The sequence below is a fragment of the Janthinobacterium sp. HH106 genome (assembly GCF_001758725.1).
GTDB lineage: Bacteria > Pseudomonadota > Gammaproteobacteria > Burkholderiales > Burkholderiaceae_D > Janthinobacterium.
The window spans coordinates 1-23082 of sequence record NZ_LRIC01000061.1; the positions used below are offsets into that span (position 1 = coordinate 1).

General features: G+C 65.0%; 18 protein-coding genes and 2 pseudogenes. 10 read left to right on the top strand and 10 right to left on the bottom strand.

The window, feature by feature from the left end; genetic code table 11:
* Window positions 1-206, top strand: a pseudogene (locus JAB8_RS23500) (IS1595 family transposase); the annotation flags it as partial.
* A gap of 29 nt (window positions 207-235) precedes the next feature.
* Here the strand turns inward: JAB8_RS23500 and JAB8_RS23505 are convergent.
* The gene (locus JAB8_RS23505; RefSeq protein ID WP_070291660.1) at window positions 236-574 is read right to left on the bottom strand and encodes a hypothetical protein; all 339 of its coding nucleotides are present in this window, start codon (window positions 572-574) and stop codon (window positions 236-238) included.
* A 294-nt stretch (window positions 575-868) separates the two neighbouring features.
* Between JAB8_RS23505 and JAB8_RS23510 the strand changes: the two genes are divergently transcribed.
* The 4 genes from JAB8_RS23510 (at window position 869) to fdhD (ending at window position 5253) form a co-directional block, all read left to right on the top strand.
* Window positions 869-1951, top strand: a complete 1083-nt coding sequence (locus JAB8_RS23510; protein ID WP_070219547.1) for an ionic transporter y4hA — start codon at window positions 869-871, stop codon at window positions 1949-1951.
* A gap of 163 nt (window positions 1952-2114) precedes the next feature.
* Window positions 2115-3572, top strand: a complete 1458-nt coding sequence (locus tag JAB8_RS23515; RefSeq protein ID WP_070291661.1) for a Ppx/GppA phosphatase family protein — start codon at window positions 2115-2117, stop codon at window positions 3570-3572.
* A 93-nt stretch (window positions 3573-3665) separates the two neighbouring features.
* On the top strand, window positions 3666-4358 hold the full coding sequence (locus JAB8_RS23520; protein ID WP_070291663.1) for a hypothetical protein: 693 nt from the start codon (window positions 3666-3668) through the stop codon (window positions 4356-4358).
* A 76-nt stretch (window positions 4359-4434) separates the two neighbouring features.
* The gene (fdhD, locus tag JAB8_RS23525) at window positions 4435-5253 is read left to right on the top strand and encodes a formate dehydrogenase accessory sulfurtransferase FdhD (protein ID WP_070291725.1); all 819 of its coding nucleotides are present in this window, start codon (window positions 4435-4437) and stop codon (window positions 5251-5253) included.
* A 223-nt stretch (window positions 5254-5476) separates the two neighbouring features.
* Here the strand turns inward: fdhD and JAB8_RS29630 are convergent.
* A pseudogene (locus JAB8_RS29630) lies at window positions 5477-5719 on the bottom strand (CbbBc protein); the annotation flags it as partial.
* Between the two features lie 146 nt (window positions 5720-5865).
* Between JAB8_RS29630 and JAB8_RS23535 the strand changes: the two are divergent.
* Window positions 5866-6627: a GNAT family N-acyltransferase gene (locus tag JAB8_RS23535; protein WP_070219538.1), complete on the top strand. Its 762-nt coding sequence runs from the start codon at window positions 5866-5868 to the stop codon at window positions 6625-6627.
* Here the strand turns inward: JAB8_RS23535 and JAB8_RS23540 are convergent.
* The 3 genes from JAB8_RS23540 to JAB8_RS23550 all read right to left on the bottom strand — a co-directional run bounded on the left by JAB8_RS23540 (window position 6560) and on the right by JAB8_RS23550 (window position 13463).
* Entirely contained in the window at window positions 6560-12037 is a 5478-nt protein-coding gene (locus JAB8_RS23540) for a CHAT domain-containing protein (protein WP_070291667.1), read from the bottom strand. The genes JAB8_RS23535 and JAB8_RS23540 overlap by 68 nt on opposite strands.
* A gap of 266 nt (window positions 12038-12303) precedes the next feature.
* Window positions 12304-12591: a hypothetical protein gene (locus tag JAB8_RS23545; RefSeq protein ID WP_034757399.1), complete on the bottom strand. Its 288-nt coding sequence runs from the start codon at window positions 12589-12591 to the stop codon at window positions 12304-12306.
* Between the two features lie 179 nt (window positions 12592-12770).
* On the bottom strand, window positions 12771-13463 hold the full coding sequence (locus JAB8_RS23550; RefSeq protein ID WP_070291669.1) for an ABC transporter ATP-binding protein: 693 nt from the start codon (window positions 13461-13463) through the stop codon (window positions 12771-12773).
* A gap of 321 nt (window positions 13464-13784) precedes the next feature.
* Here JAB8_RS23550 and egtD point away from each other — a divergent pair, with 321 nt between their 5' ends.
* Complete coding sequence (gene egtD / locus JAB8_RS23555; RefSeq protein WP_083287891.1) at window positions 13785-14777, top strand: L-histidine N(alpha)-methyltransferase; 993 nt, start codon at window positions 13785-13787, stop codon at window positions 14775-14777.
* 7 nt (window positions 14778-14784) lie between these two features.
* Complete coding sequence (gene egtB / locus JAB8_RS23560) at window positions 14785-16017, top strand: ergothioneine biosynthesis protein EgtB (protein ID WP_083287892.1); 1233 nt, start codon at window positions 14785-14787, stop codon at window positions 16015-16017.
* 16 nt (window positions 16018-16033) lie between these two features.
* Here the strand turns inward: egtB and JAB8_RS23565 are convergent, their stop codons facing one another.
* The 5 genes from JAB8_RS23565 to JAB8_RS23585 form a co-directional block, all read right to left on the bottom strand.
* Window positions 16034-17638 carry a methyl-accepting chemotaxis protein gene (locus JAB8_RS23565; protein ID WP_070291672.1) on the bottom strand — a complete coding sequence of 535 codons (1605 nt, stop codon included), beginning with the start codon at window positions 17636-17638 and terminating at the stop codon, window positions 16034-16036.
* Window positions 17639-17967: 329 nt separating this feature from the next.
* Window positions 17968-19674, bottom strand: coding sequence for a 2-isopropylmalate synthase (gene leuA / locus JAB8_RS23570; RefSeq protein ID WP_070219528.1), 1707 nt, complete (start codon window positions 19672-19674; stop codon window positions 17968-17970).
* A gap of 352 nt (window positions 19675-20026) precedes the next feature.
* Window positions 20027-20296, bottom strand: a complete 270-nt coding sequence (locus tag JAB8_RS23575) for a barstar family protein (RefSeq protein WP_254679581.1) — start codon at window positions 20294-20296, stop codon at window positions 20027-20029.
* Window positions 20297-20310: 14 nt separating this feature from the next.
* Window positions 20311-20973, bottom strand: coding sequence for a hypothetical protein (locus JAB8_RS28695; protein WP_083287893.1), 663 nt, complete (start codon window positions 20971-20973; stop codon window positions 20311-20313).
* Window positions 20974-21071: 98 nt separating this feature from the next.
* Complete coding sequence (locus JAB8_RS23585) at window positions 21072-21521, bottom strand: hypothetical protein (protein ID WP_139143164.1); 450 nt, start codon at window positions 21519-21521, stop codon at window positions 21072-21074.
* A 178-nt stretch (window positions 21522-21699) separates the two neighbouring features.
* Here JAB8_RS23585 and JAB8_RS23590 point away from each other — a divergent pair, with 178 nt between their 5' ends.
* Together JAB8_RS23590 and JAB8_RS23595 are read left to right on the top strand one after the other, a co-directional pair.
* Window positions 21700-22608, top strand: coding sequence for a patatin-like phospholipase family protein (locus tag JAB8_RS23590; RefSeq protein ID WP_070291677.1), 909 nt, complete (start codon window positions 21700-21702; stop codon window positions 22606-22608).
* Window positions 22609-22667: 59 nt separating this feature from the next.
* Entirely contained in the window at window positions 22668-23075 is a 408-nt protein-coding gene (locus JAB8_RS23595; RefSeq protein WP_070291679.1) for a heme-binding protein, read from the top strand.
* The last annotated feature ends 7 nt before the right edge of the window (window positions 23076-23082 follow it).

Sequence of the window (23082 nt, forward strand, 5' to 3'; positions counted from 1 at the left end):
GCGTGCAGGGCGCCGCCCACGTGCAGAACGTCAACGCGTATCACAGCCGCTTGCGCGTCTGGCTGCGCATCTTCCATGGCGTGGCCAGCCGTTATCTGCCGAATTACCTGGGCTGGCGCTGGATACTGGACGCGGGGCGCATCCGCTCCCCAGAAACATTATTGAAGGCAACACTGGGCGAGTTCCCACATTTGACGGTGACATAGCCATATATAAACCGGATTAATAAACCGGATTATTTCTTGTGCGAGCCCAGCCAGCTGGGTTCCTTGCCGCATTCTTTGGGCAAGAACAGCGCATCGAGGCCCGGATCGCAGCGCCGGTCAGGCGCCTTCATCGGCTCGACGCTGAGCCATTCGCTCTTGGGCAGTATCTTTTCTTCGCGTGGCGCCACGGGCGGCGCGGGCGGCAGGCTGTCTTGCCAGCGTGCCTCCGGGGCAGGCGCGGGCGCGGTGGCCCAGTTGGCGTCAACCTGCGCTGCCTGCGCCGGCGGTGTGTCCGCGTGCGCGGCGGCGCACAGCAGGCTGCCCGCGAAGAATAACGCGCGCATGGCTGTGCTGTTTATGGAAATCATGGTTTGTCCTTGGTCGGTGCCCGGAAGGTGGACCCTGCATTATGACGGCGGCAGCAAGCAAAAAGACAAGAAAATTGCAACGGCATGTTACCAAAGGGACTATAGTTACTGGTAGCAAGCAGGTGCACTGTGGCAAGGTGATTGAAAGGCGGGTCAGGCGCGGGTCGCCGTCACTCGAGATGTGTATTCCCTAACTTGCATTTAAGCTAGGCAAGTTATGCTGTGGCATGCACGCCAGGCTGTCCTTTGCCGTCCGCACCGCGCCCCTCTTTTTTTACTCTTGCCAGGCCCATAATGAAAATGCTCAAATCCCTGCCTGTATGGCCGCTTGCCGCCCCGCTTGCCGGCTGGCTGTTCCTGTTCGGTTCCACCCTCAATCTCGGCGGCGCCTATCAGATCCTGCTGGTGGCTGGCCTGATCGGCAGCGTGCTGGCCGCCGTGTACCACGCGGAAGTGGTCGCGCACCGCATCGGCGAACCGTATGGCACCCTCGTGCTGGCGCTGGCCGTGACGCTGATCGAGGTGGCGCTGATCGTCTCGCTGATGCTGGCTGGCGGACCGGAAACGACGGGGCTGGCGCGCGACACCGTGTTTGCCGCCATCATGATCATTTTGAACGGCATCGTCGGCATCTGCCTGCTGCTGGGCGCCGGGCGCCACCGCGAGCAAACCTTCGGCCTGCTGGGCGTGAGCGCGTCGCTGGCCACCCTGGCGGCCATCGCCATTTTGACGCTGGTGCTGCCGAACTACACGTCGAGCGCCGCCGGCCCTTACTACAATTCCAGCCAGCTCATTTTCATCGCCGTGATCTCGCTGGTCCTGTACGGCACTTTCGTGCTGGTGCAGACGGTGCGCCACCGCGATTACTTCCTGCCCAAGGAAGCCGTCGGCGATGAAGAGGTGCATGCGGCCCCGCCCACGCCCACCGTCGCCTGGGTCAGTGCCGGTGCGCTGCTGGTGTGCCTGGGCGCCGTGGTGCTGCTGGCCAAGTCGCTGGCGCCCGCGCTGGAGACGGCCATTGCCGCCATGGGCGCGCCGAAAACCCTGGTCGGCATCGTCATCGCCGCCATCGTGCTGCTGCCCGAAGGCCTGGCCGCCGTGCGCGCCGCGCGCGCGAATCGCCTGCAAACGAGCTTGAACCTGGCGCTCGGCTCCGCGCTGGCCAGCATCGGCCTGACGATACCGGCCGTGGTGGTGGTGTCGCTGGCCACTGGCCTGACGATTACGCTGGGACTCGATATCAAGTCGACGGTGCTGTTGCTGCTGTCGCTGATGGTGGCCACCCTGTCGCTGGGCACGGGCCGCACCACGGTCATGCAGGGCACGGTGCACCTGGTGATTTTCGCCGTGTATCTCTTTACCACCATCGTCCCATAAGCTGCCGCACGGCTGCCGTTTTGTCACAATCCTGTCACGCCGCTGTCATACGATGAGGGTAGTGTGGTAGGATTTTTAAATCGTTTAAATGATTTATATAGTTTAGCAACTGAATTTGCCAACTTTTTCAGTTGGCACAGTCATGACAAGACAAGAGGCCAGTATGTATGCAGCGGTGGACCTGGGGTCCAACAGTTTTCGTTTACACGTCGGCAAGCATGATGGCGACACCATCCGCGTGGTCAAGAGCGTGCGCGATCCGATACGCCTGGCCGCCGGTCTGGACGCCAATGGCGACCTGACCGAAGCGGCCATGCAGGGCGCACTGGCCTGCCTGCAGCGCTTTCGCGCCATTCTCGCCGGCTTCGAACTCGATGCCGTGCGCGTGGTGGCCACGTCGGCCATGCGCGTGGCACGCAACGGCGCCGTCTTCCTGCCGCTGGCCGAGCAAGCCATCGGCTACCCGATCGAGATCATCTCGGGCGAGGAAGAGGGGCGTTTGATCTACATGGGCGTGGCCAATGCGCTGGCCATTCCCGGCGAACGCCGGCTGGTGATGGATATCGGCGGCGGTTCGACCGAACTGATACTGGGGCGCGGCAACGATATCGAACGCGTCGAATCCTTCAGCCTGGGCACGGTCAAGCAAAGCCTGTCGTTCTTCATCGGCGGACGCATAGACGCGCCGTCGTTCGAGGCGGCCATCCTGTCGGCGCGCAGCCATTTCGAGGATGCCGCGCCGCCGTACCATCCGCAGCACTGGAAGACGGCCTACGGCTCTTCCGGCACCATCCGCACGATCGCCGACATCATCACCCGCAACAAGCTCGGTGACGGCTTGCTCACCAGCGTCAGCCTCGATGCGCTGGCGCGCCGCTTCATCGAACTCGGTCACACCAGCCGCATCGACATGCCGGGCTTGCGCCCCGACCGCGCCAGCACCATCGTCGGCGGCCTGGCCATTCTGATCGGCCTGTTCCGCGAATTGGCCATTCCCGCCATGACGCCGATCGAGGCGGGTTTGCGCATGGGCGTGATGTGGGACCTGTACCTGCGTTCGACCAAGCGCGACCGCCGCGAACAGTCGGTGCAGGGCTGCATGGAGAAATTCCACATCGACCAGCAGCGCGCCGGCCGGGTGGCCGAGCAGGCGCTGGCCATGTACGCGCAGCTCAAGCCCACATCCGATGCCCTCGTGAAATGCCTGCGCTGGAGCAGCCTGCTGCACGAGGTGGGTCTGGCCGTGTCGCAGACGGGCTACCACAAGCACGCATCCTATATCGTGGAAAATGCGGACTTGCCCGGTTTTACCACGCGCGAACAGAAGACCATGAGCCGGCTGATCCTGGCGCAGAAGGGCAACTTGCGCAAGATCGGCGAAGTGCTGTCCGATCCCGATTTCGCCAAGGCCGTGCTGGCGCTGCGCCTGTCGATTCTGCTCATGCATGCGCGCATCGAGGCCGACTTCAGCGAACTGCGCCTGCGCATGAAGAGCCGCATCGAACTCGACATCAAGCGCGGCTGGGTGGCGCACCATCCCACCGTGTCGTTCTGGATCGAGAAGGAGCAGGAATTCTGGGATGAGGTCGGGGTCGATTTCACCATCCGCGCCAGCGCCTAGAAGGTCATGGCATGCGCATGACTTGATGTGCAGCAAGCAAGATTTCAAAAAACAGTATATATTGTTTATATTATTTACTAGATTGGAGAATCCATGACCAAAACCACCCCAGCGAAAAAGGCCGACAGCGCGCCCGTATCGATGTTCCCGACCAGCGCATCGATCAACGCGGCAGCGGCCAAGGCCGCACCGGCTGCCAAGCCTGCAGTGAAGCCCGCCGCGAAGCCGGCAGCCAAGCCGGTGGCCAAGGCCACCGTCAAGCCAGTGGCCGCCAAACCGGCCGCTGCGAAGCCGGTGGCAGCGAAACCTGTGGCCGCCAAGGCGCCTGCCGCCAAGCCGGCGGCCAAGGCCGTCGTGGCCAAACCTGTCGCCAAGGCCGCTGTCAAGCCTGCCGCCAAGACGGCAGTAAAAACCGTTGCCAAGCCAGTGGCCAAGGTTGCTGCAAAGCCCGCCGCCAAGGCGGCAGCGAAAACCGCCGTCAAACCGGCTGCCAAGGCCGCCGCCAAGCCTGCGCCAGCGAAAAAAGCGCCGGTCGCCAAGGTCGCCGCCGTCAAGGAAAAAGCCCGCAAGCCGAAACTGGTGCGCGACAGCTTCACCATGCCCGAAGCGGAATACGAAGTCCTGGGCCAGGTCAAGAAAGCCTGCCTGAAGGCCGGATTCGAGATCAAGAAAAGCGAATTGCTGCGCATCGGCGTGGCGCTGATCAGCCAGATCGACCTGGCCACGCTGCAAAACGTGCTGGCCGGTTTGCCGCAGCTGAAAACGGGCCGTCCGAAGAAGGATTGATGGCGCGGGCAGGGGCCGCCCCCTGCCTGGCCGTTCTGGTTTACCATGGGGCCTGTGATAGTTCCCCATGGTTGCCATGTCAGAAGAAACAGAGATCGAACGCGCCGGCTTCGTCGAGCGCGCCATTGTCCGCCACTGCGGCGGCGAATCCACTGCCGCCATCGACCACGTCGCCGAGGAAATCCCCGTCGCGCTGGTCTTCAATGGCATTTCCCACGTCGTCATGATGGCCACCCCGCGCGACCTGGAAGCGTTTGCCTACGGTTTCGCGCTGACGGAAGGCGTGGTGGCATCGGCTGCCGCCATCTTCGATTGCGAAGTGTTGCTGCGTCCCGATTCCGCCGAAGTGTCCTTGAGCATCGCGCAGGAGGATTTCGTGCGCCTGAAGGACCGGCGCCGCCAGCTGACGGGCCGCACGGGCTGCGGCGTGTGCGGCATCGACAGCATCGACATGCTCGATTTGCTGCCCGCGGCGCTGCCGCCATCCCTGATCCGCGTCGACTTGCCCGCCGCGCTGGCGCGCGCATCGGCCGGCTTGCGCGAACACCAGGCGCTGATGCGGGAAACGGGCGGCGTGCACGCGGCCGCGTGGTGCACGCCCGACGGCGACATCGTGCACGTGTTCGAGGATGTCGGCCGGCACAATGGTCTCGACAAGCTGATTGGCTACCTGGCGCTGCACGATATCGACATGCGGCGCGGCTTCGTCTTCCTGTCCAGCCGTGGCAGCTACGAGCTGGCGCGCAAGGCGGCGCGCATGCAGATACCCTTGCTGGCGACGATTTCCGCCCCCAGTTCGCTGGCCATTTCCATCGCCACGCAGGCCGGCATGAAGCTGGTGGGTTTCTGCCGTCAGGACGCGTACGTCGACTACACGCCAGGCATCAGCATCTAAACAGCACCGGCACGGACTTCGACGTCGGCGTGCCGGCGCCGTCGGCCGTGCTGGCCGGCGGCACCAGCGCATTCGTCTCCGGGTAGTAGGCGCCCAGGCAGCCGCGCGGGATGTCATAGGCGACCAGCCGGAAACCGTCGGCCCGGCGTGCCACGCCATCGTCCCAGCCGCCTATCAAATCGACCATGTCGCCATCCGTAAAATCCAGCATGGCGATATCGGCTGCATTGGCGGCGACGGCCTTGGCGCCGTTTTCGCAAATGGCGAACGTGGACGCGTGGTGGCGGTCGGGCCAGGCGCAGCCGGGGCAATCGAAACCGTCCGGCTGGTTTTGCGCCAGCAGCGCCTTCAGATTCCCGGGCGCGACGCGCTCCTGGCGCAGGCTGATGGCCGCGTGTTTCAAGGCGTCCCAGCCGGCGGCAGGCTTGGTGTAGGGCGTGATGTGGACGGCGTCGGTGTCTGTCATGGGCTCTTTCGGCTGGGCGAGTGTGGTAATTATGCACGATCCCCACATGGCATTGCCTTGCGTCATGGAAATGACATTCGGCTGTCATTTTCCTGACATATTAGGCAAGTACGCTGGAGTCGTCTTGATCACAGGGGGATGAAACCATGCAAAACATAATCGCATCAAACGAAGCCAAGGCCCGGCCGGTCCAGCTGGTGCTGAGCCAGGCCTCCACGGCGGCGGAATTGCGCGAAGTCCAGCGTTTGCGTTACAAGGTGTTTATCGAGACGATGGGATTGACGTCGCTGGCCAACGCCGATGGCCTCGACAGCGATGAATTCGACGCGCACTGCGATCACCTGATCGTGCGCGACGCCGACACCCTGAAAGTGGTGGGCACCTACCGCGTGCTGAGCGCGGCCAAGGCGGCCAAGATCGGCCGCCTGTATGCGGAAAACGAGTTCGACCTGAGCCGCCTGAAGAACCTGCGCGGGCGCATGGTCGAAGCGGGCCGCGCCTGCATCCACCCGAAATACCGGGGCGGCAGCGTGATCATGCTGCTGTGGTCGGGCCTGGCCGAGTACATGCGCCGGGAGCGCTGCGACTACCTGGTCGGCTGCGCCAGCATCAGCCTGGCCGATGGCGGCCATAACGCCGTCGCCGTGTACCAGGCGCTGGCGGAAAAGCACATGGCCCCGAGCGAGTACCGCGTCACGCCGCACCTGCCTTTCCCCATCCACCAGGTGGAAGCGGCGCACAAGCCGCAAGTGCCGCCGCTGATCAAGGGCTATCTGCGTTCGGGCGCCTGGATTTGCGGCGAGCCGGCCTGGGATCCTGATTTCGAAAGCGCCGACATGTTCATGATGATGCCGCTGGCGAATCTGGACGAGCGCTATGCGCGTCATTACGGGGTGGTGCCTGGCTAAGGCTGCCAGGGCTCGCGCCGGGCAGTGAGGCCTGCAGCTGGCTGGCCAGCGCCTGCACGGCGCTGCGCAAGCCGGTCTCCGGGCTGTCGGGCGGCAGCAGTTCGAGCAGGAAGCGCAGCGGCGCCGTGATCGTTTCGGGTTCGCCGATGCTGCCGTGGCGCCGCACGGCGTCGTGGTACAGGGCCAGGAAGGCGGCGCGCGCGGAAGAGTCGAAGGACTGGCCGTCCGGCGCCTGCCACAGGGCCGCCAGCAGGGCGGCGCGCACGGGGGCGCCGGCGTCGATGGCGCGGTGTTCATCCGCGTGGCGCTGGCGCGCATAGGCGATGGCGTCGTGCAGCAAGTCGCCCAGCTGCGGATCGAGCGCGCGCCAGGCGCCGCCGTCGCCATGGGCTTTCAGCAGCAGGGCGCCCGCCAGCGCCTGGAAAATCAGGTCGCAGTCGGCCGCGCCGCTGCGCCGCCGCGCTTCTTCCAGCGCGGCCAGGCAGGCGTCCGTCATGGCGCGCAGGGCCGATGCGCCGGAGTTTCCTTCGCGGCAGGCCAGGCGCGCCTGCAAGGCCCAGTAGCGTCCCAGCAGGGCCAGGCGCTGCGCCGTGGGCGCCAGCGCCACCAGCAGGTCGATATGCTGTTTTCCATCCTGCAGCAGCTGGCGTCCCTGGGCCGGGTCGGGCACGGCAGGCACTTCGATGCCGGCACCCGCATCGAGGCCGCACAGGGCCGCGCCCTGGCGTATCTCCAGTTCCGCCCAGTGCGCGAGCGCGCGCAAGCCCACCTTGCCGTCGGCCGCGCTGTGCGCCGCCCGGTAATGTTCGATGGCGCGCAGGGTGTTCTCCAGTCCACCGAGACCGGCGCGCGTGGCGGCCATGTTTTCGCGGATGTCGGCGCAGCCGAAGAAGCGCGCGCGCACGGCTTCCTCGATGCTGCCCAGCTTTTCCTCGATGGCCGCGCGGCGCGCAGGATCGGCGCCCGCCAGGCGCGCGTGCAGGGTTTCCAGGTCGGCCAGCAAATGGCCGTGGTAGTGGTAATCGGGCGCTTGCCAGGGCCGGCTCTGGGTGTTCGGAAAGCGGTAGCGGTCGTCGCCGTACGCCTGGTAGGCGCCCCAGGTGTTCGAGGAGGGGAATTGCAGATACGCCGCCTCGCGCGCCAGGCGCACGGCGTCGCCGAAGTATTCGCCGCTCAGCATTGCGTGATAAAAGCTGTGCGCGAAGATGCTGGCTGCCTGGTCGTCGATGCGCCAGCCGGCCGCGATCACCGCTTGCGAGCCCATTTCAATGAAGGCCGTGGCCAGGCTGGCGGCCAGTTTCGACCATGGCGCGATGGCGTCCGGGCGCATGTCGCCCAGGTGGCAGCAATTGATGAAGACGAATTGCGGCACGCGCTTCAATTTCCCCACCTGCGCCGCCGTCAGCCGCGTCTTCGGTCCCAGCACCAGGCCCGTATGGGCGATGCCGGGGCCGGCCACTTCGCCATGGCCGGCCAGGTGGATGGCGAAATAGCGCTCGTCGAACAGGTGCACCAGCACGCGCTGCGCCTGCGGGCGCAGCAGCTCGCGCACCTGGTAGCCGTACGCGCCGAACATGCGCGCCACGTCCTGCGCCTCGGCCTGCGCGGCGGACAGCTCGGGCAGGCCGGAATCGGTGTCGCCGATCACCAGCACGCTGTTGCTGGGCGGGCTGACGGCCGGCGGCTGCTCGCGCAGGCTGGCCAGCTGGCGCACCATGCCGATGCGCGTCGACAGGGGGCTTTCCTCGCTGCCCGCCTCGTCGCGCATCAGTTCCCACGGGTAGATGGCGGCGCTCTGGTCGACGGCCAGGATCAGGCCGCGCATCTCGGGGATGGCCGCCTTCAGGCCATTGGGCAGCATCAGTTCGTACAGCGCGCGCGACAGGCCTGGCTGGTCGGTGGTGTTGTCGGTGGCATCCATGATCAGGCCATCGACGGCTTGCCGCTGGTTCGGCTCCTCGTCGACGCTGTTGTGGGCGCGGTCCGTCAGCACGGTGAAGCGCAGGGCGCCCGACAGATCGGCGGCGACGATCTGCACGCGGCGCCAGCCGTTGTCGCCGCTCAGGCTGGGCAGGATGCGCCGGTAGCCGCCGGGGCTGTGGCGGATGCGCCGCTCGAACGAGATGCTGCCCTGGTAGCGCGCTTCGGCCATGATCTGCTCGATGGCCACGGCGGCGGCGATGGCGCGCGCCTCGGACTGTTCGTAGATGGCGATATGGCCGATGCGGCAGGCCATGCCCGCGTCTTCCAGGCGCCGGTTGGCGCTGCGCGCGCCGTCGATCAGGGCGCGCGCGCACAGGGCGATGCTCAAGCCGCCGTAGCCGGAACCGGACAGCAGGCTGGCCACGCGCAAGCCGTGCTCGCCCATCGGCGGCGCGGCCACATGGCCGGCGGCGCGCACCTGCAGGCAGACGCACGCGTATTCGAGCAGGCCGCCGGCAAAGGCGCGCGCCAGTTCGCCCGGCGTCAGCTCGCCCAGCGCGCCCAGGCCGATGACGATGGCGCCGCCGGGCCGGCGCGCCGCATCGGGCTGCAGCACCACGAGGGCGGAGTCGGGGCGCTGCGGAAAACGCCCGAGCGCGTGGATTTCCTGCAGCTTGCCGGCCAGCAGACGGTCGAGAAAGCTCATGCTGCCGCGCAGCGATTCGGACGCGTAGCAGCCGCTCATGACGGGCGCATCGGCCGAGGCCATGCTGCCGTGGATGACGGAAAGGCTCAGCTGCGGTGCGCGGCTTTCAGGCGCGCTGGCGGGCCCGGCGGCGCCGATGGCCGCGTCGAGCAGTTCCTGCGGCTGCGGGTACAGCGGCGTGGCGTCGGGCACGTAGGGATGGAAGCGGGGCGGGGCGCCGCCCGGCGCGTGCGGCGGGTGCCGGGGCAGGGCGGCGCCCTGGCCGCCGTCGAGCAGCTGCGCGATGGCCGGATAGTATTCTTTTTGCAGCAGCAGGTCGCCATGCGCCACCGGCAGGTAGCAGGCCGCCACGCCGTCCGGCACCGCGCCTTGCCAGGCCGTGCGGCCATCGCCGTCCGGCGACCAGGCCGTTTCGATGGCGCCGTCGCGCAGGCGCAGCGCCACCGGCGTGTCGGCGCAGCCGGCCAGGTAGCTGCAATGGCGCGCGTCGAGCGGGGCCGCTTCCAGCAGCGCCACGGTGGCGCGCGCGGCGGCCAGCGCCGGCGCCTCGGGCGCCTGCCAGCCGCCGGGCAGGCCCGCTTGCGCGTCGCCGGCGGCCAGCTGCGCCCAGGCGCCGGCGTCGAAATAATCGATGCCGCCCGCCTGCGGCCACGGCAGCATGTCGAGCACGCCGGGAAAGGCGCGCACGAAGCCGAGAAACTGGCGCCGCGTGTGCTTCCAGCCGATCCAGCAGGCCAGCATCTGCACCAGCCGGTCACGCCCCAGCAGCACTTGCACCATCGCCTGCGTGCCACGGTTGGCCGTGCCCACCTGCAGCAATCGGCTGCCGGGCAGGGCGCCGAAGCGCTGCCAGCGGTCCTTCAGGGCCAGGCGCGCCACCAGTCCGCCCATGCCGTGGGCGACGATGCGCAACGGTTGGCCGCGCTGTTCGGCGTCGCGCATGGCGTCGTCGAGCACGGGCAGGAAGGCGCGGCACGACTCCTGCAGCGACAAGCGCCAGTCATAGGTAAAGGGCCGCACTTCCTGGCTTTGCGCGAGAAAGCGGGCGAACGGTTCATAGCAGGACTCGAGCCAGCCGGCGCTGACGATGTGCGGCTGGCCCACGGCCAGGCGTTCGATGCGCCCTTCGACCAGGTTGACGGGGTCGAACCAGATGCGGTTGCTGCCCACTTGCAGGTGGCTGCCCATGATGTCGGGTAGCAGCAGCACGATGGGCGCGTGTGCGCGCCGTTTCGGCACCTCGCCGCCGCGCGCCAGCGGGCCGTGCTCGATGCCGGGCAGCGGCTGGTAGGCGGTCTCGTCGCCGCTGAGCGCCTGCACGGCGGCCTGGCTCGATGGCGCGCGCTCGAAGTAGTTCAGGTGGTGCGTGTGCGGCCCGCGCAGCAGCAGTTGCCGCACGGGCGTGCTGCGCGTGGCGCCGCCGGCCATCGAGGCGCAATTGACCACCAGGTCGTTCTGCCCGCCGTACAGCTGGTCGTCGAGGCAGTCGCCCAGCCAGCCCAGCAGGCCATCGCCGCTGCACGCGCCGGCCAGCACGTGCAGCGGACTGGCCACGCGCACGTCGGGCGCGTTGAGCAGCGCCACCAGGGGCGAGTCGGGCATCATCGCTTCCAGTCCCGGCAGGATGCGCGCGTCGCAGCGCTGCTGCACCACGGCCAGCAGGAAGGCCATGGCGCCGTCGGGAACGCTGCCGTGCAGCAGCAGGTTGAACATCACGCTGGCCCAGCGGTCCAGACGGCCCGACATCAGGGTGGTGCCGCGCGACGGGCAAGCCACGCGCACGAAACGGGCGATGCGGATGGCGCGTGTTTTGAGTTCCACGCTCAATTCGCGCAGGCGCACCGCATCCGCGTCGTAGCCGCCGCGTCCGCCCAGCCGCGCCTGCGCCGTGAAGTGTTCGATATCGTGGCTGTTGAACGCTTCGCCGCCCACCGTGTTTTCGCTCAATCGCTCCAGGCCGTCGCCGGCCAGGTCGACGGCGCCGCGGCTGTCGATGCGCTGCGCCCGGGCCAGCAATTCGCCCACCAGGCCGCCGCGTGAATGGGTCAGCAGGTGCAGCACGGCGCCGTGCGGCAACTGGCGCACGAGGGCCAGCGCGTTCTCGATGGGACTGTCGCTGAGGCTGCGGTGCTCATAGCCGTAGATGCGGTTGCCGTACTGCGCCGCCAGTTGCGGCGCCAGGCCGTTGCGCCACAGGCCGGCAAAGCTGCGCTGGGTCGACGAGGCCGTGCCGTGCAACAGCAGCAGCACCGGTTCCGGCCCGGCGGGCAGGCTGGCGACGGCCGTCATGCCGCCCGCCTCGATGCCGCAGCGGTACAGGCCCAGCCGTTGTTCCAGCTGGCGGTCCTGGAAGGCGCCCGCCGCCGCCAGCGCCGTCATGGCGGCGGCGCCGCAGCGGTACACGCGCACGGCCCGCAGCATCCAGGCGCCCAGGCCGTCGCGGCTGGCGCCGGGCGGCGGGCGCGCCGCCTGCGGGCGCAGGGCCAGCCCCACTTCGATGCTGGCTGGCGCGCCGTCGCGCGCCAGCGTGGCCGGCCCCAGGTAGCGTGGCAGGTCCAGGCTGCCTGCCAACAGCGAACTGCCGTCGCACAGCAGCAGCTGCACCACGTCGGCCGGGCCGATATCGAGGGCGATGCGGCAGCTGCCGATGCCGCGCGCGCTTGACAGCACATGGGTTTCGCTGTGCCAGCCGGGCGCGGCGGGGCAATCGCCGGCGCTGGCGAGGGGATCGCGCGTGAGCGTCAGGCGCAGCACGGGCGGCGCAAGGGGATCGCTGGACATGCGGTTGAGATCACTGGTTAAAAGCTGACCTTGATGCCTGCGCGGACTATGCGTGTTGTGTCAGATCAAGTATGTGTGGAAATGCAGGGGGAGAAGCTGGGAGGGCTGGCGCGGCAGGGCAGAGAAACGGTCAGCATGGTTTGGGCTGGGTCTCTTCGCTATCGTGCTCGGATGTTGTGCGGTGAGCGAACTACGCGAATTGTATGGCAAAAGTTCATGGCGCCGGGGACCTGGGTGCCTGGCATGGCATTACAACAGCGGGTGGTTCAATGGACTGGTGTGGCGGACAGTTCCTTCAGTTCGCGGATGGTGATGTCCGATTTTTCATGCATGCGCAATAAAATCGTTGCACCGACCGACAGTTTGCCGTGCCGAATCTTGCTGATGATGGGAGGCTGAACTTCCAGGACGCGGCACAGTTCCGCATCATTTTTCAAGTTCAGCTTCTCGATCAGGGTATCGAGCAGCTTGTTCGGTACAAAACTCGATGGTTCGAGCGCACGCGCCCGGTTCATCGCTTCAATCATTTCCAGCTTCTTTTGTCGAACGTTCATTTACTCCTCCTTCAGGTTATGCAAGGGACGAGACCACTTTATATGGTCCCGGCTATAGTTCGTCATCGCAGTACGGCTGTCTGGGTGACGTGACAACATTCGCGTTACAACATTGATAACCAGGCAAGTGTTTTCAATAATACTACGATAACAAAACTTGTGACAGATGGTCAGTTAAATTAACTGATTGTTTGATCAATTTGGTTGACGGTTGTTGTATTTTGTAAGCCGCTTTTCGTCAGAATCATGGTCCGGTCCGCCATTTCGGCGGCGGCCAGCGAGTGCGTGACCATGATCGCGCAACTGCCGTTGGCCTTGATTTCGGCGCGCAGCAATTGCAGGATGCTGTGCGCCGTGTCCGGGTCGAGGTTGCCGGTGGGCTCATCTGCCAGCACCAGCGCCGGCTTGTGCACGAGTGCGCGGGCGATGGCCACGCGCTGCATTTCGCCGCCCGACAATTGCTGCGGAAAGTCGCCGCCGCGTCCGCCCAGGCCGACGGCCTCGAGCATGCTGGCGGCACGCTCCTGGGGCAGTCCGTTGAGCAGCAGCGGCAGGGCCACGTTTTGCAGCAGGGTCAGGTGCGGCAAGACGTGGAAAGCCTGGAAGATAAAGCCCATGCGGGCGCGACGCAGCCGGGTGGCGGCGGCGTCATCGAGGCTGGACATGGCAATGCCGTCCACCAGGATAGGGTGCGCTTCGGCACCCGCATCGGGCGTATCGAGGCCGGCGATCAGGTTCAGCAAGGTCGACTTGCCCACGCCCGAATCGCCCATGATGGCGATGAATTCCCCCGCCTTGAAGCGGCAGGAAATGTTGGCCAGCACGGGACGGGCATTGGTATAGGACTTCGACAGATGGCGCAATTCGAGCATGGTGATCTTGATTAATAACGGCTATCGTAAAGGGAGGCACGCGGGGGAGAGGGGGGCCTGGGAACTGCAAGGGGCGCGGATTGTTTGGCCGGCAATGTGTAGTATACGACAGCCTTATCATTTTTGCTGGGTAATACCAATTTTATGTGCATGCCGGCTGTTCGACCTTAAGTTACCTGCCGCACGGCTGGCTTGCGCGGATTCCGCTATGATGGAAAAAAGTCATCGGCAAGGCGCCCGCACACCGCTGCGGCAGGGGCGGCGCGCCCGGTGGCCGACCGTGCAAGCCCTTCGTGAACCTCATATTGACGACGCCAGCCCATGACCATGCCACTCGCGCAACAGCAGTCCGATTTGTATCCCGCCAGCAACGCCAGTGCGGCCAGCGCCACTCCTGTCACGATAGCCGAGATCAGCGCAGGCCTGTTGGCGCGCGATGCCTGGACTTCGCCCAAGTATCTGTACGACGCGCTCGGCTCGAAACTGTTCGAAGCCATCTGCGCCTTGCCCGAGTACTACCCGACGCGTACCGAGGCGGCCATCTTCGCGCGCCACGGCGCCGAGATCGCGCACGCCGTGGGGCCGGGCAGCACCCTGATCGACCTGGGCGCGGGCAATTGCGCCAAGGCCGCCAGCCTGTTTCCGCTGCTGCATCCGGCGCAATATGTGGCCGTGGATATTTCCTACGATTTTCTCAGTGAATCGCTGAGCCGGCTGCAGCAGCGCTTTCCGCATATCGAGATGACCGGTCTGGGCCTGGATTTCTCCAGCCGCCTGGACTTGCCCGACAGCGTGCGCGACGCGCGGCGATTGTTCTTCTATCCCGGCTCGTCGATCGGCAATTTTGCGCCTGAGCAAGCGACCGCCTTTTTGCGCCGCCTGCGTGCGAATGCGGACGGCGATGGCGGCCTGCTGATCGGCGTCGACCTGATCAAGGAAGACGCCATCCTCGACGCCGCCTATGACGATGCGCTGGGCGTCACGGCCGCTTTTAATCTGAACATGCTGCGCCACGTGAATGGCCTGATCGGCGCCGACTTCGACGTGCGCGCTTGGCAGCACCACGGCTTTTTCAACGCCGACGAGCACCGCGTCGAAATGCACCTGGAAGCGCGCAGCGAACAAGTTGTCCATTGGAAAGGTGGCCAGCGCCGTTTCGCGAAAGGCGAACGCATCCATACAGAAGACAGCTATAAATATACGCGCCCGGCCTTCGTCGGCTTGCTGGAGCAGGCAGGGTTTTCCACCGTTCAAGTCTGGACGGACCCGCAGCAGTGGTTTGCCGTCATTTATGCGCGCATCATCAGGGACTAAGAAAAAGATGCTGATCGATCATTACAATAAAGTGCGCCAGCACTCGCTGCGGCTGGCCGAACCCCTGTCCGACGAAGATTGCGGCGCCCAGTCGATGCCGGACGCCAGTCCCGTCAAATGGCACCTCGCGCATACCACCTGGTTTTTCGAAACGTTTATCCTGGAAAGCATGGAAGCGGCGTTCGCGCCATTCCACCCGGCTTTCCGCGTGCTGTTCAACTCGTATTACAACGGCGTGGGCGAGAAGCACCCGCGCGCCCAGCGTGGCTTGCTGACGCGCCCCGGCATGGCGCAGGTGCGCGCTTACCGGGCCGACGTCGATGCGCGCATCGCGCGCCTGCTGGCGGGGGAACTGGCGCGCGACGCGCGCGAACGGCTGACCATGCTGCTGGCGCTGGGCCTCGAACACGAGCAGCAGCACCAGGAATTGCTGTTGACGGACGTCAAACACTTGCTGGCGCAGAGCGCCCTGTTTCCCGCCTATCTAGACGGCGCGGTGGCGCCAGCGCAGGAGCACGCGCAGCCCACGGCCTGGCTCGCTTTCGACGGCGGCCTGGCGCAGATCGGCCATGCGGGCGATGGCTTTTGTTTTGACAATGAATTACCGCGCCACCCGCAATACGTGGCGCCGTTCGAACTGGCCAGCGCGCTGGTGACGAATGGGGAATTTCTCGCCTTTATCGAGGCGGGCGGCTACCGCACGGCGCATTGGTGGCTGGCTGAAGGCTGGGACTGGGTCCGTACGCAACAGCTGTCCTGCCCGCTGTACTGGCAGTGCGACGAGGCGGGCCGCTGGCAGGAATTTACTTTATCGGGCTTGCGCCCGCTGGACCCGCAGGCGCCGGCCACGCACTTGTCGCTGTTCGAGGCCGATGCGTATGCGCACTGGGCCGGTGCGCGCCTGCCGACGGAAGCGGAGTGGGAAGTGGCGGCGCAGGGCGTCGACATGCAGGTGGGCCAGCTGCATCCGGCGGCCGGCGCGCCGGGAACGGGACTGCGGCAGATGTTCGGCCATTGCTGGCAATGGACCAGCAGCAGCTATGCGCCGTACCCGGGCTACCGCACGGCGCCCGGGGCGCTGGGCGAATACAACGGCAAGTTCATGCTGAACCAGTATGTGCTGCGCGGCTCGTCGTGCGCCACGCCGGCTGGCCATGCGCGCGCCAGCTACCGCAATTTCTTCCCGGCCGGCGCGCGCTGGCAATTTACGGGCATCCGCCTGGCGCGCCAGGTGGAATAAGCAAAGGTGGAATAACTTAGTGCAGGCGCGGGACGGCGGGCGCGTCAGGACGGGGCGGTGCCTTGGCGCTGGCGTTCTGCTCGAGCTTGAACTGGCTGACGAGGGTTTCCAGGTCGCCCGCCTGTTCATGCATGGCCGCCGCCGCCGCGGCCGCTTCCTCGACCAGGGCCGCGTTCTGCTGCGTCGTCTGGTCCATCTGCATGATGGCCGCATTGATCTGCTCGATGCCTTCGCTCTGCTCGTGGTTGGCGACGCTGATTTCACCGACGATGGCGCTGACCCGGCCCACGCTGGCCACCACTTCATCCATCGTGGCGCCCGCCTGGCTGACCAGCTGCGCGCCCTGGCCGACCCGCGTGACGGAGTCGGCAATGAGTTCCTTGATCTCTTTTGCCGCCGCCGCCGAGCGTTGCGCCAGGTTGCGCACTTCCGACGCCACGACGGCAAAGCCGCGGCCTTGCTCGCCGGCACGCGCCGCTTCCACGGCCGCATTCAGTGCCAGGATATTCGTCTGGAAAGCGATGCCGTCGATGACGGCGATGATGTCGACGATCTTGCGCGACGAGGCATTGATGGCGTCCATGGTGCCGATCACTTCCGCCATGGCCGAGCCGCCGCGCTGCGCGATGGCCGACGCCGAGCGGGCCAGACTGTCGGCCTGGCGCGCATTGTCGCTGTTGCTGCGCACGGTGCCCGTCAGTTCGATCATCGACGAAGCCGTCTCTTCCAGCGCGCTGGCCTGCGCTTCGGTGCGGGCCGACAGGTCGGCATTGCCGCTGGCGATCTGGCTCGACGCCACGGCGATCGTACCCGTGCCGCCGCGCACTTGCCCCACGAGGGTGGCCAGGTTGGTGTTCATGTCGCGCAAGGCCTGCAGCAGCTGGCCCGCTTCATCCTTGCCGTCGGCCACGATCTTGCTGCTCAAGTCGCCTCCAGCCACGGCTTGCGCCACGCGCAGCGCATATGCGATCGGCGTGGTGATCGAGCGCGTGACCCGCCAGGCAAAGAGCACGCCCAGCAGCAGGGCAGCCGTGCCCAGGCTGGCCATCAGCACATTCGCCGCGGAAATATTCTGCTGGATTTGCTGGCCGCCATGCACGACCACGCCGCGCTGAATTTCATTCAGGCGGTTCACCGTCTTTTGCAGCTGGTTCAGGGCGGGCAGGGTATCGTCGCGCACGTGCTTGGCCGCTTCCGCGCGCTGCCCCGCCACCAGCAGCTTGTCTGCCTGGCTGAACGAGACGACATAGGCCTTGCGCTGCTGCTTCAGGGTGGCCAGCAGTTCCTTGCCTTCCGGCAGCACGATCAGGCGGTCGAGGATGGCCAGCGCATCGGTGATGGTGGCCTTGTTGGCATCGATTTCGCCATGGATGGCGTTGGCGCGGGCTGGATCTTCATGGATGAACAGTTCCAGCACCAATGCCGCATTCGAACGCGTCGTGCTGCGGATGGTGGCGATGGCGTCCGCCTTGGCCCAGTCTTTCTCGATGATGGACTCGCTGAGCGCGCCGATCTTGTCCAGCCGGAACAGGCCCGTTCCCACCAGCACTGCCATCAGCAGCAGCACCACGCCAAAGCCGGCACCCAGGCGCGCGCCTATCTTCATATCCGTCAATTTCATACTGATTCCCTCGGTAGCGAAAGTAATCCTCAAGAAATTATTGGCAATTTATAGCGAACAGAAACAGATGTGATGCTAGGCGCGCTCTGCGACGCAGTGCAAGCACTGCTAGCGGAGGGCAACAAAGCAGCACGCTGTTTATGGAAGCTAGAAATGACAAGAATTTATTGGGGGTTACTTTTAAATCTGTCCCCGGTGGTCTTATTATGAGTCGATTATACGGCGCGTGATACTTCTTTTGCAGCAACAATTGCCTTGCGGAAATGAAAAAGCGGCACGGCGATCAAGCCGTACCGCTTTTTTTCCCTGTGCCAGAGGGAACGCAGTCCTTAGACGGCGCTCGCCGCCACGTTGGCCGTTGTTGTTTTTTCGGCTTCCGTCTGCCCAATGCGGCGGTTCACGGCCGACAGCACGGCCTTGAACGAGGCGGTGACGATGTTGCTGTCGATGGCGGCGCCGAACAGGGTCGGGCCGTTATCGAGGCGCAATTCCACGTAGCACGCCGCTTGCGCGTTGGCGCCGGAGCCGATCGAGTGTTCGTGGTAATCCATCAGCTTGATGTCGAGACCGAGCGCATTGACGAAGGCGTCGATGGGGCCGTTGCCGCCGCCTTGCAGGGCCAGCGGCGTCTGGCGGTGCGACAGGCTGATGTCGATCTGCACGGATTCGTCGCTGCTCGTGTCTTCCACCATACGGTGCGAAGCGTAGGCGTACGGCGCCGTTTGCTCCAGGTATTCCTTCTGGAAGATTTCATGGATATCCTGCGCGGCGATTTCGCGGCCCGTGGCGTCGGCCACGGCTTGCACGGCGCGCGAGAATTCGATCTGCAGGCGGCGCGGCAAGACCAGGCCGTATTCCTGTTCCAGCAGATATGCCATGCCGCCCTTGCCGGACTGGCTGTTGACGCGGATCACGGCGTCGTAGCTGCGGCCCAGGTCGGCCGGGTCGATCGGCAGGTAGGGCACTTCCCAGATGCTGTCCGGTTGCTGCTTGGCGAAACCTTTCTTGATGGCATCCTGGTGCGAGCCGGAGAAGGCAGTAAATACCAGGTCGCCCGCATACGGGTGGCGCGGGTGGACGGGCAACTGATTGCACTCTTCCACGCACTTGCGCACGGTGTCGATGTCGGAGAAATCGAGGCCCGGATGCACGCCTTGCGTGTACAAGTTCATCGCCAGGGTGACGAGATCGACGTTGCCCGTGCGCTCGCCATTGCCGAACAAGCAACCTTCCACGCGGTCGGCGCCCGCCATCACGGCCAGTTCGGCCGAGGCGACGGCCGTGCCGCGGTCGTTATGCGGGTGCACGCTGATGATGATGGAATCGCGGCGCGCCAGCTTGCGCGACATCCATTCGATCTGGTCCGCATACACATTGGGCGTGCTGCATTCGACGGTCGAGGGCAGGTTGATGATCATCTTGTTGGCCGGCGTCGGCTTCCAGATGGCGCTGACGGCGTCGCAGATATGCTTGGAGAAATCGAGCTCCGTGGTGGAAAACGATTCCGGCGTGTATTCAAAGCCCCATTCCGTTTCCGGATGCTGGGCCACCAGCTGTTTTACCAGGGTGGTGCCGGTGGTGGCGATAGTCGTGATTTCTTCACGCGACATGCCGAACACGACCTTGCGGAACACGGGCGCCACGGAGTTGTACAGGTGGACGATGGCGCGTTTGGCGCCGACGACCGATTCCACCGTGCGGCGTATCAATTCTTCGCGCGACTGGGTCAGCACGATGATGGTGACGTCGTCCGGAATGCGGCCTTCATCGACGAGCTTGCGCACGAAATCGAAATCCGTCTGCGATGCCGATGGGAAACCCACTTCGATTTCCTTCAGGCCGATGGCGATCAGCATCTCGAAGAACCGCAGCTTCTTTTCCGCGCTCATCGGCTCGATCAAGGACTGATTGCCGTCGCGCAAGTCGGTGCTCATCCAGATCGGCGGTTTGCTGATGATCTGGTTCGGCCATTGACGGTCGGTCAATTTAACTGGAGGAAAGGCGCGGTATTTGGAAGCTGGGTTTTGCAACATCATGATCGGGTACTCCTGAAGATAGGGGGAAATCAATGGTTGTGGCGCAAGCTTGCCGGGCGGCCACGCAACACTAGGCCAGGCAAGCGATCGGTAGCGGTAGCAGTGCGGCCGCGATGCCGGCAGGGGCGGTCGCAGCGGGGATTACGTGTACGTATGGGGATGGTGCAAACATCATCAAACCTTCCAGGGTTTTTGAAACACGCCGGCGTGTGGCCAGGCGAAGCAATGCGGCAAACTTATGCGCGTGCTAGTAGTAGTCGCGATAGCGACAGCAGGGAAGGGGAGGAATGTTTGAAGGAGGACATGCACTCAATGTAAGGGATGTCGGGCGGGGCTGTCAAGCGTTTCCGTTTTACATGTAGTGCACGTGTGATGCCCCGTTCGGCATTTCCTGCTGCGCGCGTTCCAGGCAGCGCCGCAACAGGGCCGCATCGCGGGGCAGCCGCGACGCGAGCCCCTGCCAGCCCAGCAGCTCCAGTTGTTGCGGCATGTCCACCAGGCCCGTGATGGCATCCCAGAAGGCATCCCAGTTCATGCCGTAGAAGGAAGGGAAATCCAGTGCGGCCGCCAGCGCCGCATGCAACTGGCGCGCGGTGTTGATCTCGCTCAAGTCGATTGTCACCAGCGCCGGTCGATTCACAATATGCCCTTGAGCAAGTTCTGCAGGTTTTGCCGCATGCCGCCCACCACAGCCTCGTGCTGCTCCAGGATGGCGGGCGCATCCTTGAACGGTGCCGGGTCCAGGTACAGGCGCGGCAAGTCGGCCACGGCCACGCCGCGCGGGCCGCCGCGCAGGATCTCGTCCACATGCTTGTTGATCGAGTGGATGGCAGCCTGGATGCGCGGCGTGGAAGATGCCGCCAGGCAGGCGGCCAGCGCGGCGTCGAGTTCGGCGCGCGCTGGCGCTTGCGGCAGCACGGGGGCGGCGATCTGTTCCAGCGGCGACATGTTGACGGCGGGCTTGCGGTACGCGAGCAGGGTATCGAGCGCCATCAGCCGGTGCGCGCCGCCCCGTTGCAGCCAATCAACGATTTGCGGCCACGGCGTGTCCAGCAGGGCTGCCGCCACGCCCCATTGTCCCGCCACGGGCGAGCCGATATTGGCGTCGATCCAGGCGATTGCGGCCGGATTGCCCGTGTAGGCCAGCAGGATGGCGTTCGACGAGCGCAGCATGGGTGCCTGCGTGGCGAGGATGGCGCTCAGCCAGGCGAGGGCGCCGTCGGGCGGCTGATGCGATAACTGTTGTGCAAATGGGGCGCTCAGGGCGCGGCTGTCGGAAAATTGATATTCGTTGGACATGTTGACTGATTCGGCGAGTGAGAGGCGGTTGGGGCGATTCTGCATGCGAGCCAGCTACCCAGCGGGTGCTCTTCGCTTGGCCCATGGACCGGACGCTGCTATTGCTCCGATTTTTGGCAGCGTGCGGAAAATGGCAAGGCGGTGCTGTTTTCAAACGGGGAATTGAACTCGCCCTTTACTTGCGTCAAGTTGCCGCTAAAGCGCATGGTCAGCGGGCCGCTGCTTGGCCCCGCGTCATATGTACAAGACATGCTGTCGCCGCTTTGCCGGCAATCGTAGAAATTACTCGCTTTGCCGCGCCCGTCAATGATGTGGGTGCCTTGCGCGCCGTGCCGGTCGGGGGCGTCGAAGCTGAGTTCAATCGTGTGCTCCCCCTGATCATTGGGAATCTGTATGTTACCCGTGCAGGTAAAGCCCGCCATGTTTTCCGCGATGCTATCTGGGCGCTGCGCCGCGGCGGGGGGGGGGGCGTTGGCGCAGGCTGCGCCGAGCAGGGTGGCAACGAGCAAGCATGGGTGCGCGATGAAGCGGAACAGGTCTGTTTTCATAAGCCAGGAGGTGGTGAGGTGGGAAACCAGGCGCCAGTCTAGCAGTCGGCGTGGCGCGCACGGTTCGCAATCTTGTCACTATAAACATTTAAGACCGCCTTCAGTGCTGCCGGCTCCGCTTGCGCTACAATCGGCTCTCCTTTATTGCCACTGCCGCGCGCGGTTCTCTTCTGCCACCATGTTCCCTAAACGCCTGACCCTGCTTGCCCTGGCCGCCTTCGTGCTGGCCGGTTGCTATACCACCGCCCCGAAACCCGTACAAGTATTGACGCCGCCCGAACCCGTCGTCGCTCCCCGCAAGATCAAGATCGGCCTGGCGCTGGGCGGCGGCGCGGCGCGCGGTTTTGCGCACATCGGCGTGATCAAGGCGCTCGAATCGCAGGGCATCCATGCCGACATCGTCACCGGCACCAGCGCCGGCAGCGTGGTGGGCGCCCTGTATGCGGCAGGCAACTCGGGCTTCACCTTGCAAAAGATGGCCTTCGACATGGACGAGGCGGCCATTTCCGACTGGGCCTTGCCCCTGTTCGGCAAGTCGTCCGGCGTGCTGAAAGGCGAAGCGCTGCAAAGCTATGTCAACAAGGCGGTCGGCGGCGTGTCGCTGGAAAAGCTGAAGATTCCGTTTGGCGTGGTGGCGACCGACCTCAAAAATGGCCAGCCGATCCTGTTCCAGCGCGGTAACACCGGCATGGCCGTGCGCGCCTCGTCGGCCGTGCCCGGCGTGTTCCAGCCCGTGACGATCGCCGGCCATACCTATGTCGATGGCGGCCTCGTCGCTCCCGTGCCCGTGCGCTTTGCGCGCGACATGGGCGCCGACTTCATCATCGCCGTGAATATTTCGTCGCAAACGGATACGCAAAAGGCCATCAGTTCGATGGAAGTCATCATGCAGACCTTCGCCATCATGGGTCAGCGCATCAACCAGTTCGAATTGAAAGATGCGGACGTGGTGATCCAGCCCAGCCTGGGCACCATGAAAGGGAACGATTTCAACAGCCGCAACCAGGCCATCCTGGCGGGCGAGCAGGCGACGTTTGCCGTCATGGCGCAGCTCAAGCAAAAGCTGAAAGCCAAACGCGAGCAGTAGGCGATGGCGCCGCTGCGCATTTCGTATACAATTTTGTTTCAACATAACAAGGATGCACCATGCAATCGAAACCGATTTTGACCCTGGACGACGTAAAGAAAATCGCTGCCGCCGCCGAAGCGGAAGCGGTCAAGAATAACTGGGCGGTCACGATCGCCATCGTCGACGACGGCGGCCACCTGCTGTGGCTGCAGCGCATGGACGGCGTGGCGCCGATCTCGTCGCACATCGCCCCATCGAAAGCCAAGACGGCCGCGCTGGGCCGCCGCGAATCGCGCATCTATGAAGAGATGATCAACGGCGGCCGCGTGTCGTTCCTGAGCGCGCCGGAAATCGACGGCTTGCTCGAAGGCGGCGTGCCCATCGTGTACGACGGCCACTACGTGGGCGCCGTCGGCGTCTCGGGTGTCAAGTCAGCCGAGGACGCGCAAATCGCCAAAGCGGGTATTGCAGCTCTGACAGCCTAAGTACTAC